The organism is Stenotrophomonas sp. IS26 (assembly GCF_054188265.1).
Map to the genome: position 1 here is coordinate 38,065 of NZ_JBSZJV010000014.1, position 17,485 is coordinate 55,549.

Consider the following 17,485-nt stretch of genomic DNA (forward strand, 5'->3'; position numbering starts at 1 on the left):
GGCACTAGGCTTGCGCAGCTCTGCTGTATAGGACCTGCGATGCCTGCTGCCATCTATGTGTTTTCCCTGTGCGCGTTCGCGTTCGGGCTCTCCGAGTTCGTGGTCGCCGGATTGCTGACCACGATTGCCGATGACCTGGGGGCGCGGATATCCCTCGTCGGCACGGCCATTGCCGCCTATGCACTGGGCGCGGCCATCGGCGCACCGTTCATCACCGCCCTGGTCGCGCACTGGCGGGACCGGCAGATCCTGCTGCTGGCCACGGCATTGCTCGGGCTGGGCAGCCTGCTGATGAGCGCCTCGCCCAATCTGATCACACTGCTGGCCATCCGCTTCGTGGTCGGCCTCGGCCACGGGGTCTTCATGGCGGTCGCCTCCGACGCGGCGACCCGGCTCGTGGACCCGCAGCGATCCGGCCGGGCGCTGTCGGTTGTGTGGATCGGGTTGACCCTCGCGCTGGCGTTCGGCGTTCCGATCGGCACGTACCTGGGCAGTCTCTGGTCGTGGCGCGTGGTCTTCCTGTCCATCGGCGTCCTCAGCGTGGTCGGCATGCTGGGCCTGGCGTTGTGCATGCCGAGGGGGGCTGCCCGCTCGGCCCCGTCCCGCGGCGGCGCATGGAAGGGCATCCAGGCCATCATCCATCCCGAGCTGCTGGCGACGGCCGGGATCGGCGCGCTGGTGAGCGTCGCGACGTTCTCGTTCTTCACCTTCGTCTCGCCGTACCTGCAGCAGATCACCGGTGTGGGCGTGCAGTGGCTGAGCCTGGGCATGCTGTTGTTCGGCGTCTGTGCGATCGCAGGCAATCTGCTCGGGGGCGCGCTGGGCGATGCGATGGACGGGGAGCGCAGCCTTCAGGTGGCGCTGGTCGCGTTGGCGTTGAATCTGCTCGGGCTCTACGTGTTCGCCAGCATGCCGGCCATGATGATGCTGCTGATCGGTACGCTCGGCATCTGTTTCTTCTGCATCGTGACCCTGCTGACACTGCGTCTGCTCAAGCAGGCGCAGCGCTTGATTCCCGCCTACAGCCCGGTGGCGGCGGGGTTGAACATCGCCTCCTTCAACCTGGGCACCGCGCTTGGGGGCGCCATGGGCAGCCTTACGATCAGCTATGCAACGTTGGCCTCGGTACCGCTGACAGGGGCCGTGGCCGCGGTACTGGCGGGCACCGTGTTGTATCGCCTCGCTCGCCGCAGACACTCATAAGGTGTACTGGCGCGCCCATCATTGATGTCCCAGAAATGGCGACGGGAGGATTGCAGCTGCCCGGTGGGAATCACCGCTTCTACCAGTTCCAGCGCATGCCCAGCTTGCCGTTCCACGCGGTCTCGTCGCCGTTGAAACTCCAGCTGTAGTCGATATCGGCATACAGGTAGCCGGTCTGGGTGACCTGCCAGGTTCCGCCGATGCCCACTTCGCCCCATGAGCCGCCCATATCGACGGCGAACGGCACGTAGCCGCTGTTGGTGGCGAATGCGGCGCGGGGCGTGCCCCGGAACTCATGCCACACGTTGGCGCGCAGCCAGGCATTGCTGCTGCGGGCCTCACCCTGCGCGGTCTCGTGCTGCCCGGTGCGATTCAATCGCGCGCCGATGCGCCCCACCAGCGAGTCGCCGTCGCTGAAGTGCACCTGCGCGGTGTGATCATCGAGGTCGTCGACGTCGATCTGCTGCCAGATCACCTGCGCCTGCGGCTCCAGACGCCAACGCCCGTCCTCTCCGGAGGACCCGTCGCCCTCGTTGAGAACGAACGGCCAGCCGCCTTCCACCGACAGCGCCAGCCCATCGGCGTCGACAAAACTGTCGGACGTGCGCGGGGACTGCAGGCGCATGTCGTACCACGTGTACTGGGCCACGGCGTCGATATAGGCGCCTTTGGCGGAGAACGCTGTCCAGTAGCCGCCGACCGAGCCGGCCTTGAACCGGTTCGTACCGGCATGGAAGCGGTAATCCAGGAGGTTGTGCCGCACCTCGCCCTTGCCTTTGCCATAGGCGAGGTAGAAACCGGCATGGCGGCGGCGCAGGTCATCGGCATCCACGCGCCGGTAGAGGTCGGTGCCGATCTGCAACGCATCGAAGCGGTAGTCGAAGTCGGGGCCGCGATCGCCATAGATGCCGCGTCGGCCACCATCATGTTCGCCGTCGTGGCCGAGATAGCGCATCCACGCGCCATTGAATCCACTGCGTCCGGTCTCCAGGTCGCCGCGCTGGTGCAGCAGCTGCTCGTCGCCGACCCGTTCGTGCAGGGTATCGATCAGGGTGCGCCCGTACACCTGGGCCATCGCGGGTGCGGCTGCGATCAGCGACACCTCCTGGCGATAGGCCGGGGGCGGCGCCGGGGTGGGCGGTGTAGGCGGTGTAGGCGGTGGCTCCGGTGGTGGCTGGGGCGGCTCGGGCGGCTCGGGCGGCTCGGGCGGCGGGCTGGGGCAGGGGGGTGCCGGTGCGCCCGGGCTGGCGCAATCGATCACCGAGCGCAGGTACCAGCTGTTCTCCACGTCCGGGCCGGAGAGCGTGGCTGCACCGCCGCGGTACAGGAAATACTCGTAGGGGCCGGCCACGACCGGCGCGGACAACGCAAAATTGTCCGCCGTGCTGATGGCGTTGATTGTCTGCACCACGCCGATGCCATCGGCCAGCGTAAGGTCGCCCCGGCCGCCACTGTTGCGGATCTCCAATGCGCCGGGGCCGCTGCTGCTGCCGTCCACCACGACCAGCTGATCCGAAGGGGAGGCATCGTCACCCAGCCAGGTGTTCAGCGCGAGCGTGCCATTGCCGCTGTAGCGCGACACGGCCAGGGTTTTGTAGCTGGCCCCTTGGGCGGGATCTCCGCCAGGCACCGCGAACGCGATCCGGCTGCGATCATTGAGCAGCGTGGTGAGCGTGGAGCTGCCGGTCAGATTCCACAGCGTGTCGTGCAGCGCCACATTGGAGAGGCTGCCGGGCAGGGTGATCGCGGCGCCGGTGAGCTCGCTGGCGGTCGCGGTGATGCTGGCAATGGTCGGGGTGTCGGCGGCCGGCACCAGCGGCATCTGCATCGGCACCGCCATCGGCAAGGGCGCTGCCGGATCATCCGGCGGCAGGTCTGGCGGGAGCACCGGGACCGCCGCATCGAGCCCATCGAAATCGGCGATGGCGCCGACCTTCAGCCATAGATCGCGCCCGCCTACCGTCGCGCCGGTCAGGTCGATCTGCGCCGCGCCAATGGCGCCCACGCCGGGGCCGTCCGCAGCGGAGAGCGTGGACTGCGTAACGAAGGCCGACGCGGGGGCGGGATCGCCGCGGACCAGCAACGCCGCCGCGCCGGGACCGGTCGTGGCCAGCGTGGTATCCGCTACGTCCAACCGCCCGCCGTTCCATGCCACCGCAGCGTGGGCCAGCGCACCACGGGTCGTCACGCGGCTGCCGCCGCCCAGCAGCAGGCGCCCATTGTCGGCCCAGGCAATCAGTCCGTGCGCCTGCACGCCGGTGGTGACGATGGTGCTTGCCGTCGCGGTCAGCAGACTGTCGGCATACGCAGCCAGCCCGTAGCCATGCAACCCGCTGGTGGTGACGGTCATGCCGCTCGTACGGATCTGCCCGGCCCCCGCCGCGCGTGCGCCGATGGAATCGGTGCCGCGTGTGGAGACACTCACATTGGCCAGGGTCGCGATCGTATCCACGCCCTGGATGTTGAAGCCTTCGCTGGCGTTGCCCAGCGTGGTGATGCTGCTGCGTGCGCCGTCGGCCTGACCCGTCACCGGAGTGACGTTCATCCAGACCCGGCCGCCGGCCGTGCCCACGTATACCCCATGCCCGGAGATGCCCGAGGGGACGAATCCGGCGGGATCGGTCACCGCATTGCCGCCGGCATCCACCGGCCGCCCAAACGTCGGCAGCGCCAGATCGGTTCCCAGCAGCACGCCCGTGTGGAGGGTGTCGCCGCTGGAGATCAGCGTGCCAGCCGTGCCACCGCTGGCGTTGAGTGTCATCCCGGGGCGGCCGGCATTGATGATGGTGGAGCCGGCGCTGTCGATGGTGCCGCCCGTCGCGTTCAGGCCGATGCCACCCGCGCCACCGCCGCCGATATAGAGATTGCGCGCGGTGATGCGGGTTGCCGCGCCATCGGCACGGATGCCGCCGCCGCTTCCCGAGGTGGTCAGGGTACTGTCGGTCACGTTGATCTGCGCGCCAGCCTGGCCATACACGCCGTTGGCATTGAGATCCGTGGTGCGTGTATCCAGGCGCAGCAACGTGGCCTGCGGTCCGGTGGTGCCGGCCGTGCCCTGGACCAGTACGGCATTGGCATTGATGCCGTGCGTGGTGATCACCGTGTTGGCCGCCTGCAGCCGCGATGTCGCCGAGGCGGCCTGGGCCACGAGTACGCCGGTGCTGTTGTTGCCAAACGTTTCGATGCGCGTGGCGGTGGCCAGCGGCGAGCCGTCGGCGGCCACGTCCAGGCGCAGCGTGCCGCCGCTGGACGACACCTGCGCACCATTTGCGCCGGTGGTGCCGGTGGCCACATAGGCGGCCGGATCGGTCGTGACAGTGCCACCGGCATCCACCGGCAGGCCATAGCTGGCGGCGGAAGGATCCGTACCGAGCTGTACGCCCGTGAGCAGGACATTGCCTTGGCTGAGCACCGTGCCGCCGCTGGCCGCCTGCAGACCAACCGCCGCATTGCCGCCGGCAATGCCGGAGGTGTAGATCGCACTGCCGCTGAGCGTGAGCGTGGCTGAGGTCAGCGCATGGGCACCGATGGCGCCGTTGAGCAGCGTTGAGAGGCGCAGCCCGTTTGCCGTGAGCGCGCTGCCACTGCCTTCGGCGCGCAGCGCATTGCCGGTCTGTCCCGCAGCAATGACGATACCCGGCGCACCTGCCAGTGTGACCGTGCTGCCGCCCCCGGCCAGCACGCCGTGCGCATTCTGCCCGGCCACGCGGATGTCCAGCCCATCAACCTGCACCTGGGAGGTGCCAGCGGCCGACAGCCCGTGTGCGGTGGTGCCGGTGGCGTTGATGGTCAGCCCGGACATGATGCCTTGCGCATCAGCGAACACCAGGCCGGTCGCGCCGGTGCCGGTGGTATCGATGGACAGCTGGGATGCCTGGAGGCGCGAACCGGTGGCAAAGCGTCCACCACTGTTGTTGTTGCCTCGGGTGAGGATGTTCACCGCGTGCACGTCGAACTGCGCGCCGCTGGCGCCGAGCAACCCGTGGCTGCCATTGGTTGCACCGGCGCCGGCGCCCAGGATATGGATCGATGTGGTGCCACCCGTGGGAATGCCGGCGCTGTCCACATTCAACCGGACGGTGCCGTCAATGGCACTGATGCCGTGGGCCGCCGTTGCGGCCTTGCCCACGTAAGCGCTGGGATCGGTGACGAGATTGCCGCTGGCATCCACCGGCAGGCCGTAGGTGGCGGGGTTGCCGGGTTGCGTCCCGAGCAGTATTCCGGTGGCAATGACATCGCCGCTGCCGGTGAAACTGCCGCCCGCTACCTGGAGGCCTTCGCTGTTGGCCAGGGACGTGTAGAAGCGCGTGCCGTTCGAGGTCAGCGTGGTGCCTGCCTCCAGGCGGGCAGCAGGCCCTCCGGCGCCCAGTCGGCTGACGGTGGAGCCAGCCGCCAGGAAGTTGACCGCGCCCGCGTTGGTCGAGCAGACCGTGGCCGTGTTGGCGGCACTGGTGATCAACGCCACCGCGCCGGTAGCGTTGATCACGCCGGCATTGGCGGCATAGAAGGCCGGTGCACCGGCGGTGGTCGGCGCGTACGTGCCGCTTGCGATCGTCTGGACCGTACCGTTCGCACGGACCTGCTGGGCGGGTACGGTGGCCGGCACCGTAATGCAGCTGGCGGCGTCCACGCTCTGCGCCAGTGCGGACCAGGGCGCCGCGGCCGCCAGACCGACCACGAGCAGGCTGCCGCGGATCGATTGCGGTGACACGAACGTACCCGCACACGTCACGCCGGATGCTGCTCGGCGACCAGATCGGGAAGTTTCCACGTTTTATCCATGTTGTGCTGTGTTGATCTACATGCACGAAGTCGCCACGCACGGCGGGCACCGGGTGTCACTCGAGTCTGGCCACAGCGCTTTACGCGCTCAACCGCAATACATGCGGGATGAGGGCAGTAAAACTACCGGCACCCGCGGGGCACAGCATCCCGCAGACAGGCGACGTAGCGCTGACATCGGCCCGGGTATAGTGATCGTGACTTCACCGCAAGGATCGAAGCAATGCAGAAGGGCTCGGATCTACTGGTCAAGGCGCTGGAGAACGAAGGCGTCGACCGCATCTTTGGTGTCCCGGGCGAGGAGAATCTGGACTTCCTCGAGTCGCTCCGGACCTCGCACATCGAGCTGGTGCTTACCCGCCACGAGCAGGCGGCCGCGTTCATGGCCGCCACCCACGGCCGGCTCACCGGCAGGCCCGGGGTCTGTCTGGCCACGCTCGGCCCGGGCGCGCTGAATTTCTCCACCGGCGCCGCCTATGCCCACCTCGGCGCGTGGCCGATGATTCTCATCACGGGGCAGAAGCCGGTGATGAGCGCCAAGCAGGCACGGTTCCAGATCGTGGATATCGTGGCCTCGATGAAGCCGCTCACGAAAATGACGCGTCAGATCGTCAGCCCGGCCGCGATTCCGGCCACGGTGCGCGATGCCTTCCGCGTGGCCATGGAAGAGCGCCCCGGGCCAGTGCATCTGGAGCTCCCGGAAGATGTCGCCGGCGAGGAGGTCGAAGATATTCCCGTCATCCCGGCCCATCCGCTGGAGCGTCCGATCGCACCGTCTGCCGCGCTCGACCGCGCAGAGGCGGCCATCCTGGCGGCCAAACGGCCGCTGGTGATGATCGGTGCGGCGGGAAGCCGCCCGTGGCTCGCCGAGGCGCTTTCCGCGTTCGTCGCACGGACCCGCCTGCCGTTCTTCAACACGCAGATGGGCAAGGGCGCCGTCACCGGCGGCTCCAACCTGTACATGGGAACGGCCGCGCTCTCCGAGGGCGACTATGTCCACGAAGCGGTTGCCCGCGCCGATCTGATCATCGCCATCGGCCATGACACGGTCGAAAAGCCGCCCTTCCTGATGAAGAGCGGCGGCGGGCCCAAGGTCATCCATATCAGCTTCCAGTCCGCCACGGTGGAGCAGGTGTACCACCCCGATATCGAGGTTCTGGGCGACATCGGTGCCTCGGTGGATGCCCTGGCCGGGCGGCTGGAAGGCCGCTTGGCGTCCGACGAAGGCATGATCGAGCTGCGCCAGAAGATCCTGGCCCGCCTCAATGACCGTGCCGAGGAAGACCGCTTCCCGGTCACGCCGCAACGGGTCGTGCATGACGTGCGCCAGTCCATGCCGGACGACGGGATCGTCTGCCTCGACAACGGCATGTACAAGATCTGGTTCGCCCGCAATTACCGAACGCACGTCGCCAACACGCTGCTGCTCGACAACGCACTGGCCACGATGGGCGCGGGCCTGCCATCGGCGATGATGGCGGCCATGCTGTACCCCCAGCGGCGCGTCATGGCCGTGTGCGGTGACGGTGGCTTCATGATGAATTCGCAGGAAATGGAAACCGCCGTGCGGCTGGGCCTCAACCTCGTCGTGGTGATCCTCAACGATAGTGCCTACGGCATGATCCGCTGGAAGCAGGCGGTGGATGGTTTCGAGGATTTCGGCATGCGCTTTGGCAATCCGGATTTCGTGAAGTATGCCGAGGCGTATGGCGCGAAGGGGAGCCGGGTGACCGCGGTCGACGACCTGGTGCCGATGATCGAGGCTGCTTTCGCTGGTGGCGGTGTCCACGTGCTGGATGTGCCGATCGACTATGCCGAAAATACCCGCGTGCTGGTGGATGAGCTGCGCAACCGCACGCCGGACGTGGGCTGCGCGTGACCCCCCGGCTGCCCCTTCCGCAAGGAGCTCAAGATGCTGACCGTCGTACAGGCCTTTGACCGCGCCCCCATCGCAGAGATCGGGCTGGATACCGCCGCCGCGCTGGAGCGCAAGCTCAGTGCTGCCGAGAGCGTCTTCAAGGACCGCGACGGCTGGCTCGCCCCGCACCAGCGCATCGCCATCCTGCGCAGGCTTGCCGCCCTGATGGACGCCAAGCGCGATCACCTCGCCCTGCAGATTGCACGCGAGGGCGGCAAACCGCTCCCGGATGCGATCATCGAGACCGCACGTGCGATTGATGGCGTCCACAACGCGGCCGACGAGCTGCGCAACTTTGCCGGCCGCGAAATCCCGATGGGTCTTTCGGCAGCGTCCGAGGGCCGCTGGGCGTTCACGACCCGGGAGCCCATCGGCATCGTGGCGGCCATCTCGGCGTTCAATCACCCGCTCAACCTGATCGTCCATCAGGTCGCGCCGGCCATCGCGGTGGGTTGTCCGGTCATCATCAAGCCCGCCTCGGCAACGCCGCTGTCCTGCCTGGAATTCGTGGCAATGGTGCATGAGGCCGGGCTGCCCGAACCGTGGTGCCAGAGTTTCCTCCCGGACGGCAACGACCTGGCCGAGGCGCTGGCGACCGACAAACGCATTGCCTTCCTGAGCTTCATCGGTTCGGCGAGGGTAGGGTGGTCGCTGCACGCCAAGCTGGCACATGGCGCACGTTCGGCGCTGGAACATGGCGGGGCTGCGCCCGCCCTCGTCGATCGCAGCGCTGACCTGGCCAGGATCATCGAGCCGATCGTCAAGGGCGGCTACTACCATGCCGGCCAGGTGTGCGTTTCCACCCAGCGCATCTTCGTCCACAACACCATTGCCGACGACTTCACCCAGGCCCTCGTCGCCCGGGTTGAACGGCTGCGTACCGGCGACCCGACCCTGAAGGACACCGAGGTGGGCCCGCTGATCCAGCCGCGCGAGGCCGACCGCGTGGCCGAGTGGATTGACGAAGCGGTGAGCGGCGGTGCGCAGCGTGCCACAGGCGGCAAGCGCCTCTCCGAGACGATGTTGCAGCCCACCGTATTGCTCGATCCAGCCAGCGACGCTCGGGTAACCACGCTGGAAGTGTTCGGGCCGGTGGTGGCGGTGTATCGCTTCGCGGACCTCGACGAGGCGATTGCTCGCGCCAACGCCTTGCCCACCGCCTTCCAGGCCAGCGTGTTTGCGCAGGATATCGATATCGCCATGCGCGCTGCCAACCGCTTGGATGCCTCGGCCGTGATGATCAATGATCCGACTGCATTCCGCACGGACTGGATGCCTTTCGCCGGCCGCCGCGAATCGGGTTATGGCACGGGCGGGATTCCGTACACGATGCGGGACATGTCGCAGGAAAAGATGATTCTGATGCGGAGGAGTTGAACCCGTTATGGCCAGGTCGGTATCGGCAGAAAAGCAGCGTGAGTACGACCAACTCAAGCGCTTCTTTGTTCACTGGGAGACACATCTCACGCCGCATCGGGTGTTGGGGCTCGAGCACCCGCACAATCCCATCAATGTCCTGGCGGCCTACGAGCGCCAGCTGGGTGTTTCACGTGTGCTGCCAGGCCTGAAGCAAGCGGTCAATGACATCCTGGAGGACTTCGAGGATTTCTCGCCTCAGGAGATCGCTGCAGCCGATGCCTCTCTGGCCCGGGCCGGCGCACCGACGATGAGTCAGCTCTGGCAGGGCCGCTCTCGTCACTACAAGGCGATCCTGCGGCGTGGCCGCCTCCGCAATGACACCGAGTACTATCTGGCCTCATCGATTGTGTGTGATACCGCCTCGCAAGTTCCCCCCGACGAACTGGACCTTCTGGACAGGATGGTGGCCAACTATGCGTTGCAGCGGACCTGACCCTTTACACGCACCCTGGCTCGTCGCCAGGAGAGTGAGGGGGGGTAATTCCTGATCCCTGACACCTGTCACTTGTGATGGGTCGGTGCAAAGCGAGAATGGACCCATTCCCGCGCGGCGTTGCATCGCCGGCACCCACCCACATCAAGGACGTCCTGTGAACATGCTGCTGAGCCTCATCTCGAGTACCCCTGTGTGGGTCTGGGCGCTTCTGGTCTTTCTGGTCACCCGTGGCGTCAGCGCCATGAAACCCGGTGAAACCTCGCTCACGAAGCTGGCGATCGTGCCGGTCCTCTTCACCGCTTGGGGAGTCTGGTCGCTGGGCCACCGCTTCGGTAGTTCCTGGGAGGCGTGGGCGGAATGGCTGGTCGGCATCGGTGCGGGCATGGGCCTTGGGTGGATGCTGCTGCGACGGGCAACGCTCACCGTCAACATGTCCACGGGGAGGTTGTGGCGGCGTGCGGACTACAGCCTGCTGCCGCTGCTGCTGCTCACGTTTGTGGTGAAGTACGGCTTCGAGGTCGCACTCTCCGTTTCCCCTTCGCTCACCTTCGATGTCGGCTTCCGCGCCGCCTATCTGTTGCTGTCGGGCGGATTCACCGGCGTCTTCATCGGGAAGTACCTGCGATACCTGCGTGCCTCGCGGCTTGCCACGCCGCCCTCGGCGCTGGAAGCGGCGGGCTGAGGCCACCTGGGGTATGTCCCGGCTCTGTGATGCCGACGTCGATCTGGCGAGAGGCTTGGTGTCTGCCCCCGATGGCGGCACACTGCTTCTGGACGTGGCATATCGCCACCAGGCAGGAGAGGTATGCGTGACTGATGCGGCAAAAGAAGCGCTGGCGATGCGTCGCGCCAGTGTGGCCGATGCGCCCGCTGTACTGCGCTTGTTCGATGAGGTGATTGCCTGGTTCGTGGCCATCGGCAACCCGCAGCAGTGGGGTAGCCAAGCGTGGTCATCGATTCCGCGCCGTATCACCCAGATGACCGACGCCTGCGCGCTGCCGGGTGCGTGGGTGGCTGAAACCTCACAGGGCGAGGTGCGTGCGTTCCTGGCGTTGGGGGACGCCATGCCTTACGTGCCCGCGGCGGTCGAGCCAGAGCTCTACGTGCGCGTGCTGATTGCTTCGCGCGATCCGCGCGTGCGCGGTATCGGCCGCCGGCTGATGGCGTTCGCCGACGAGCAGGCACGTGCCGCGGGTGTCGCTTCCGTGCGCGTGGATTGCTATGCCGGGGGCAGTGGCGACCTGGTGCGTTTTTACGAATCGTGCGGATACGAGCGGCTGTCGACCTTCAACATGGAAGGTTGGCCGGGCCAGGTGCTTGGCCGCCGCTTGTGAGGCAGCCGCTGGCTAAAGGGCCAGCAAAGGCCTCGAGACAGACGCCCGTGTGACCAGCTGGTGGGGCAGCACATGGTCCACGGTCGCGCGCGCCGAGGACGCGGGATGCCGGATCGCGCGCAGCAGGATATCGACGGCGGTGTCCGCCATCTCGGCCACCGGCTGATGGAGGGTGGTCAGTTCCGGCCACACCATCGTCGCCGCGGAGGTGTCGTCGAAACCCACCACCGAAAGATCCCCTGGCACCTCCAACCCGCGGCGATGCGCTACGGAAACCACGGCCGACGCCATGTCATCGTTGCTGGCGAAGATCGCGCTGGGCGGCTGGGGCAGCGTCAACAACCGTTCGGCCGCCTCCAGCCCGGAGCGGTAGGTGAAATACCCCGGCTGGACGAGGGTGTCGTCGTAGCCGATGCCGGCGTCAGCCAAGGCGTCCCGGTAGCCCTGCCAGCGGTGCGCGCTGGCGGTCTGATTCGGATCGCCGGTGATGTAGCCAATGCGGGCATGCCCGTAAGCGATCAGATGCGACACCATGTCGTGGCTTGCCTGGCGATCATCAATGCGCACGCACGAGAGCCTGTCGCTGAACTGGCTGGATGCGATGGCGACGACGGGAATGCCGGCGGTCACGAAGGTGTCGACGATGTCCTGTGATTCGCACAGCGGCGGCGGAAGAATCACGCCCGCCACGCTGTTGGACAATTGCCGTGCTGCCTCGCGACGTTGCTGGGTGCCCAGTTCATCCCAGGTGGCGATCACCAGCTGTGCCGCTGCCCGGGTGGAGCCGCGCAGTGCGCCCACCAGCAGTTCGCGCAGGTAGCTGGAGCTGGGGTTGGTATAGATCAGTGCGATGCAGGTGTGCTGCGCCGCGGCCAGTGCGCTCGCCGCAAGGTTGGGGCGGTAGTCCAGTGCCAGCACGCTGCGCATGACGCGCTCGCGGTTGCCTTCACGCACGCCCGCATGGCCGTTGATGACGCGCGACACCGTCATGGCGGACACGCCGGCGTGCGCTGCGACGTCGTCGATGGTGATGGCGCTGGCTTTCCGACGCACGACTTTCTGGCTGTTTTTCAGGACACGCGCTCCTTTGCTGCGCTGCATGATGACAAGCGCGACCCCGGATGATTAGTCTGCGGCCGTGACGTGATGGTAGCGCTACCACTTGGCCGGGGTAAGGGCCAACGGGTACCCCCCCTTTACCACGCGGCTGTTCTGGCAAGCCTGAAAGCGAGTGTGAGTCGCAGCAAGCGCACAGCGCGCTGCGATGTTCGGTGTGGAAGACGGGCATCGCCCGTACGTGCCCCCAGGAGGGGCGGTACATCCATTCGATCGTTATGTCAGAGGGGAGAGTCATGAGCGCTTCTACGTTCCGTCGTACCCAAGGCCGGGGGGCTCGTTCATGAGCCGCACGCTGGCGAAGTTCACCTCCAGGGCCATGTTCACGTTTGTCGGTGGCGTCCTGGTCATCAATCCTGCATTTGCACAGGACGCGCCAACGCCCGCGACCGTCGCCCAGCCGCAGGCCCAGCCCAGCCCGACCCAGCTGGACACCGTGCAGGTCACCGGCATCCGCAACAGCCTCAGCCAGGCGATGGACATCAAACGCGACTCGGCCGGCGTGGTGGATGCCATCAGTGCCGAGGATATCGGCAAGTTCCCGGATACCAACCTGGCCGAATCGCTGCAACGCATCACCGGCATCTCCATCGAACGTCGTGATGGTGAAGGTGCACAGGTCACCGCGCGTGGCTTTGGCCCGCAGTTCAACATGGTCACGCTCAACGGGCGGCAGATGCCGGGCGCGGATGCGTTCGGCGCGTCCGGGCAGGTCGCCATCGGCGGCGTGGACGGAGGTACCCGTGCCTTCAACTTCGCCCAGCTGGCCGCCGAATCCATCAATGGCATCGAGGTCTACAAGACCAGCCAGGCCAATGTCCCCAGCGGTGGGATCGGCGCCACCATCAACATCCTGACCGGACGCCCGTTCGATCATGACGGCACCGTCGCCAGCGCCGGTGCGAAGGTCGTCTCCGACCAGAGCCAGCCGTTCGACAACGACCTGACGCCCGAACTGTCCGGCATTTTCAGCTACAGCAACCCGGAAAAGACCTTCGGCGTCGGCGTGAGTGCGAGCTACCAGAAGCGCAAGGGTGGCTCGGTGCAGGCCACCAACAACTACTGGAACATCCAGCCGTGGACGGGCACGATGCCCGGCAACCCGACCGTGGTCAATGCCCCGGCGGTGGGCGCACTGTACGGTCGCCCGAACGACCTTCGCTATGCGTTCTCCGAGTTCGAGCGTGAGCGCATCAATGGTCAGGCGGTGCTGCAGTTCGCGCCGACCGACGCGGTGACCCTGACCCTGGACTACACCTATTCGACCAACGAGATCACCGAGAATCGTGGCGAACAGGGCATGTGGTTGCAGAACAGCAACTACACCGATGTCACGTTCGACACCAGCGGTGCGGTCGCGACGCCGGTCTATATCCGTGAAATCGCGGGCACCAAGGATTTCGGGCTTGAGCAGCAGCGCAGCATGCAGAAGTACAAGCTGGGATCGCTCGGTTTCAACGCCCTCTGGAACGTCACCGACCGGTTCAAGCTGACCTTCGACGCGCACGATTCCAAGAACGAAAGCCGGCCGAACGATCCGCTCACCGGGGGCGGCTCCATCTTCAGCAGCATCGCCGGCACCAACAACTGCACCACCGGGCCGCATTGCGGTGGGTCGTGGGTGCAGGAAATGAACTTCAACAACGGCTTGCCGGTGGGCACCCAGGTCTGGTACCCGAGCACGGCCGATGCCCTCGCCAAAGCCAATGGCGTGGTCAACCCGGGCTTCGTGCCGGGCGAGATCGGCTCGCAGGTGCTGCGCATCAATTCGCAGACCCAGGTCAGCGAGATCAAGCAGGGGCGCATCGACGGTGAGTGGAGCTTCGACAAGGGGCGCTTCCAGTTTGGCGTGGACTCGAGCAAGCAGACCACCCACCGCATCCAGGCCGCGGAGAATTACAGCACGCTGGGCGACTGGGGCGTGGCCAACGTCGACGGGGATGTGGCCAATGGGCTGATGGACCTGCTGCAGCCGGTCAACATCGTCGGGTTGTTCAACGACTTCAATGCCAACAGCTTCACCGCCTGGCGCGGCGATGCGGGCCGCCTCGCGCAATGGGCGGCGGACAACTATGGCGCCAGCCTTGGCGTGAGCCCGCAGCGGGCCGCCGACAACCTGGTGGAGGAGAAGACGAAATCGGCCTATTTCCAGGTCGAGCTGGATGGCGAGCTGGGCGGCCTGCGCACCAATACCCGCCTGGGCGTGCGCTATGAAACCACCGATGTGGTGTCCACGTCGGTCATCGCCATCCCGGAGGCCATCGAGTGGCAGTCCAACAACGACTTCCGCGTGGTGCTGTCCGATGAGCAACAGCCGTTCACCGAGAAGAACAGTTACAGCTACATCCTGCCCAACCTCGATTTCAGCATCGACCTCATGGACAACCTGAAGGGGCGTGTCTCGTTCGGCAAGAGCATCGCGCGCGCGCCGATCGGCAACCTCTATGCAGGCCCGACCGCACAGCAGCCGTTTGGCTCGGTGCTGATCGATCCGTCTTCGCGGGCCAGCGGCACCGCACAGAACCCGCAGCTGAAGCCGCTGGAGTCCGACAACCTCGACCTGGCACTGGAGTGGTACTTCGCCGATGCGAGCTACGTGTCGTTGACCTACTGGAACAAGTCCGTCAACAACTTCATCGGCAACACGATCGTGCAGGAGAATCTGTATGGGCTGAGGGATCCCACCGCCGGTCCGGATGCGCAGGCCGCGTTGGCCTTCCTCAACAGCGGCGCCTGCATCACCCAGGTCGGTGCGGCCAATGCGGCGGCCTGCTCGGCCAACGATACGGCCCTGTTCACCGCGCTGGCCCTGTTGCGCAACAACCCGGCCGGCCTGGGCGCCTATAACGGAACCGACGCGCAGGTGCTGGCCACCGAAGCGGCCTACGATCTGTACGGGGAGGGTGATGACCCGCTCTATGCGTTCAACGTCAACCGACCCATCAACCAGAACCAGGCCAAGCTGCATGGCTGGGAGCTGGGTGGCCAGTACTTCTTCGGCGATACCGGCTTTGGCGTCCTCGCCAACTACACCCTCGTGAACGGCGATGTCGGCTACAACAACGGGGGCGACCCGGCCATCGACCAGTTCGCCTTGACCGGCCTCAGTGACACCGCAAACGCCGTGCTAATGTACGAAAAATACGGTTGGTCGGTCCGCTTGGCGTGGAACTGGCGTGACCAGTATCTGATTCTGGCCAACCAGGGGGCCAGCCGGAATCCGTACTACGTGGAGGCGTACGAACAGTGGGATCTCAGCGTGAACTACACGCTGGACGATCACTGGTCGTTCGGCCTGGAAGCGATCAACCTGACCGGTGAGGACGTCCGTTGGCGCTCGCGCACCTCGCAGATGATCGTGAAGCTGGCTGACCAGAGCCCGCGTTACATGCTCGGCGTTCGTTACAGGTTCTGACGTGTGGGGGTGCCGCTGCCCTGGCAGCGGCACCCGTTCAAGGGTCCTGATGGGGTGGGAAGAACACCATGCCGCGTTACGAAATGCTCAACAACATCGCCCACCGCGATCTGCGCGTGGCCACCGATTTCGGGCCCGCGTTCGGCGATGCGGTCGGCATGGTGCCGGCCTACCCGAGCGAGTTCGCCGAACTGCAGCGGGAATATCCCATTTTCCTTCGCAAGGACGCCGCCGCGGGCCAGTGGCAGGCCGTGGTCCTGCTCGGGTTCGAGCAGCACGAGAATCTTTACCTGCAGGACGGCCGATGGAATGCGTCCTACCTGCCCGGGGCGGCGGCCAAGGGGCCGTTCCTGATCGGCTTCCAGGAGAACCAGATCGATGGCACGCTCACCCAGGAAGCGGTGCTGCACGTGGATCTGGATCACCCGCGCGTGACGGCGATGCAGGGCGAGCCGGTATTCCTGCCGCAGGGGGGCAACACACCTTATCTGGACCACATCGCAGGCGTGCTGCGTGGTATCCACGAGGGACACGCCTTCGGGGCGGCGATGTTTGCCGAGCTGGATGCGAAAGACCTCATTCAACCGATCACGCTCGACGTGCAGGTTGCCCAGGAGCATCGGGTCGGTGTCAACGGCCTGCACGCCATCGACCGTGACCGGCTTGCCCAGCTGGACGGTCCGGCGCTGGCCGAACTCAATCGCACCGGCTACCTGGAAGGTGCCTACCTGATGCTGGCGTCGCTGCACAACATGCGTCGCCTGATCGCGGAGAAACAGAAACGTCTGCGTCTGCAGGATGCCGCCGCTGCGGCGGGCAGGAACTGACCGGTGCTGGACGGCACTGCCATGCGGACACTGGACGGCCTCGCGCCTGGCGCGCTTCCGCTTGAGGCGCTGGTGGATGCCGGCGAGCCGGTGGTGCTGCGCGGCATCGCGCGCGACTGGCCGATGGTGCAGGCAGGATTGCGCTCCACGCAGGCGGCACTGGGCTATCTGCGCGGCTTCGAGGCAGGTGTGCCGGTCCCGTATTCCTTCGGCGGGCCGGAGATCGAGGGGCGCCCGTTCTATAACGAGGATTTCACCCGGTTGAACGTCGAGGTCCGGCGTGGATTGTTGACGCAGGTGCTGGCCGACATTGAAGCCACCCTCGAGGCACCGCGGCCGCCCACCTACTATGTCGCCTCCCTGCTGATCGAACGGGCACTGCCGGGCTTCTCGCAGCACAACGATGCCGGCCTGGCCGGGCAGGGCATCGACGCTTCAGCGAGCATCTGGATCGGCAACCGCGTGACGGCCTCCTGCCATTTCGACACGCCCGACAACCTGGCGTGCTGCGCCGTGGGCCGGCGCCGGTTCACGTTGTTTCCGCCGGAGCAGATCGACAACCTGTACCCGGGCCCGCTGGACCCCACGCCGGGGGGGCAGGTGGTCAGCGTGGTGGATATCGACCGCCCGGACTTCGCGCGCCACCCCCGGTTCCGTGATGCATTGGCAAGCGCACAGACCGCCGTGCTGGAACCGGGTGATGCGATCTTCATTCCGAGCCTGTGGTGGCACCACGTGCGCAGCCTCGCGCCGTTCAATGTGCTGGTGAACTACTGGTGGCGCAGTTCGCCGGCCTTCCTGTCCTCGCCGCTGCCGGCACTCCATCACGCGATGTGGGCGGTGCGCGATCTGCCCCCGCGCGAGAAGCAGGCCTGGGCAACGATCTTCGAGTACTACGTCTTCGGACCGGGTGAGCGTGCAGGGCAACACCTGCCCGACGCCGCCCGGGGCGCGCTGGCACCGTTCGACGAGACGCAGGCGCGCCGCATGCGCGCGCAGCTGCTGGCTCGACTCAACCGCTGATGGGAGCACCGC

The 17,485-nt window shown here is 66.3% G+C and carries 11 protein-coding genes; 9 read left to right on the forward strand and 2 right to left on the reverse strand.

Going from position 1 to position 17,485, the window contains the following annotated elements:
- Nucleotides 1-39 precede the first annotated feature (39 nt).
- Nucleotides 40-1,203 carry an MFS transporter gene (locus ACW6W5_RS12975; RefSeq protein WP_152153165.1) on the forward strand — a complete coding sequence of 388 codons (1,164 nt, stop codon included), beginning with the start codon at nucleotides 40-42 and terminating at the stop codon, nucleotides 1,201-1,203.
- A gap of 79 nt (nucleotides 1,204-1,282) precedes the next feature.
- Here ACW6W5_RS12975 and ACW6W5_RS12980 read toward each other — a convergent pair whose 3' ends face one another.
- On the reverse strand, nucleotides 1,283-5,914 hold the full coding sequence (locus tag ACW6W5_RS12980) for an autotransporter outer membrane beta-barrel domain-containing protein (protein WP_152153167.1): 4,632 nt from the start codon (nucleotides 5,912-5,914) through the stop codon (nucleotides 1,283-1,285).
- A gap of 294 nt (nucleotides 5,915-6,208) precedes the next feature.
- Between ACW6W5_RS12980 and ACW6W5_RS12985 the strand changes: the two genes are divergently transcribed.
- From ACW6W5_RS12985 to ACW6W5_RS13005, 5 genes are all read left to right on the forward strand, one after another.
- The gene (locus ACW6W5_RS12985; protein ID WP_152153169.1) at nucleotides 6,209-7,864 is read left to right on the forward strand and encodes an acetolactate synthase large subunit; all 1,656 of its coding nucleotides are present in this window, start codon (nucleotides 6,209-6,211) and stop codon (nucleotides 7,862-7,864) included.
- Between the two features lie 33 nt (nucleotides 7,865-7,897).
- A complete protein-coding gene (locus ACW6W5_RS12990; protein ID WP_121036848.1) occupies nucleotides 7,898-9,280 on the forward strand; it encodes an aldehyde dehydrogenase family protein in 1,383 nt (460 codons plus the stop codon).
- Between the two features lie 7 nt (nucleotides 9,281-9,287).
- Entirely contained in the window at nucleotides 9,288-9,755 is a 468-nt protein-coding gene (locus ACW6W5_RS12995; RefSeq protein WP_121036847.1) for a hypothetical protein, read from the forward strand.
- 163 nt (nucleotides 9,756-9,918) lie between these two features.
- Nucleotides 9,919-10,440, forward strand: a complete 522-nt coding sequence (locus ACW6W5_RS13000) for a DUF6622 family protein (protein WP_121036846.1) — start codon at nucleotides 9,919-9,921, stop codon at nucleotides 10,438-10,440.
- A gap of 127 nt (nucleotides 10,441-10,567) precedes the next feature.
- Nucleotides 10,568-11,092, forward strand: a complete 525-nt coding sequence (locus ACW6W5_RS13005) for a GNAT family N-acetyltransferase (RefSeq protein ID WP_121036845.1) — start codon at nucleotides 10,568-10,570, stop codon at nucleotides 11,090-11,092.
- Nucleotides 11,093-11,104: 12 nt separating this feature from the next.
- On the opposite strand, the gene ACW6W5_RS13010 is transcribed toward ACW6W5_RS13005, so the two are convergent.
- Nucleotides 11,105-12,166 (reverse strand): LacI family DNA-binding transcriptional regulator, encoded by a 1,062-nt coding sequence (locus ACW6W5_RS13010; protein WP_428999838.1) that lies wholly within the window; start codon nucleotides 12,164-12,166, stop codon nucleotides 11,105-11,107.
- A 325-nt stretch (nucleotides 12,167-12,491) separates the two neighbouring features.
- Here ACW6W5_RS13010 and ACW6W5_RS13015 point away from each other — a divergent pair, with 325 nt between their 5' ends.
- The 3 genes from ACW6W5_RS13015 (at nucleotide 12,492) to ACW6W5_RS13025 (ending at nucleotide 17,473) form a co-directional block, all read left to right on the forward strand.
- Nucleotides 12,492-15,623, forward strand: coding sequence for a TonB-dependent receptor (locus tag ACW6W5_RS13015; RefSeq protein ID WP_152153173.1), 3,132 nt, complete (start codon nucleotides 12,492-12,494; stop codon nucleotides 15,621-15,623).
- Nucleotides 15,624-15,691: 68 nt separating this feature from the next.
- Nucleotides 15,692-16,450 carry a SapC family protein gene (locus ACW6W5_RS13020; protein WP_152153175.1) on the forward strand — a complete coding sequence of 253 codons (759 nt, stop codon included), beginning with the start codon at nucleotides 15,692-15,694 and terminating at the stop codon, nucleotides 16,448-16,450.
- A gap of 21 nt (nucleotides 16,451-16,471) precedes the next feature.
- Nucleotides 16,472-17,473, forward strand: coding sequence for a cupin-like domain-containing protein (locus ACW6W5_RS13025; protein WP_152153177.1), 1,002 nt, complete (start codon nucleotides 16,472-16,474; stop codon nucleotides 17,471-17,473).
- The last annotated feature ends 12 nt before the right edge of the window (nucleotides 17,474-17,485 follow it).

What these genes read in the sequence shown, in the direction of transcription:
- ACW6W5_RS13020 (WP_152153175.1), top strand. Translation starts at nt 15,692, where the DNA reads ATGCCGCGTTACGAAATGCTCAACAACATCGCCCACCGCGATCTGCGC.
- ACW6W5_RS12975 (WP_152153165.1), top strand. Translation starts at nt 40, where the DNA reads ATGCCTGCTGCCATCTATGTGTTTTCCCTGTGCGCGTTCGCGTTCGGG.
- ACW6W5_RS13015 (WP_152153173.1), top strand. Translation starts at nt 12,492, where the DNA reads ATGAGCCGCACGCTGGCGAAGTTCACCTCCAGGGCCATGTTCACGTTT.
- ACW6W5_RS13025 (WP_152153177.1), top strand. Translation starts at nt 16,472, where the DNA reads ATGCGGACACTGGACGGCCTCGCGCCTGGCGCGCTTCCGCTTGAGGCG.
- ACW6W5_RS12985 (WP_152153169.1), top strand. Translation starts at nt 6,209, where the DNA reads ATGCAGAAGGGCTCGGATCTACTGGTCAAGGCGCTGGAGAACGAAGGC.
- ACW6W5_RS12990 (WP_121036848.1), top strand. Translation starts at nt 7,898, where the DNA reads ATGCTGACCGTCGTACAGGCCTTTGACCGCGCCCCCATCGCAGAGATC.
- ACW6W5_RS12995 (WP_121036847.1), top strand. Translation starts at nt 9,288, where the DNA reads ATGGCCAGGTCGGTATCGGCAGAAAAGCAGCGTGAGTACGACCAACTC.
- ACW6W5_RS13000 (WP_121036846.1), top strand. Translation starts at nt 9,919, where the DNA reads ATGCTGCTGAGCCTCATCTCGAGTACCCCTGTGTGGGTCTGGGCGCTT.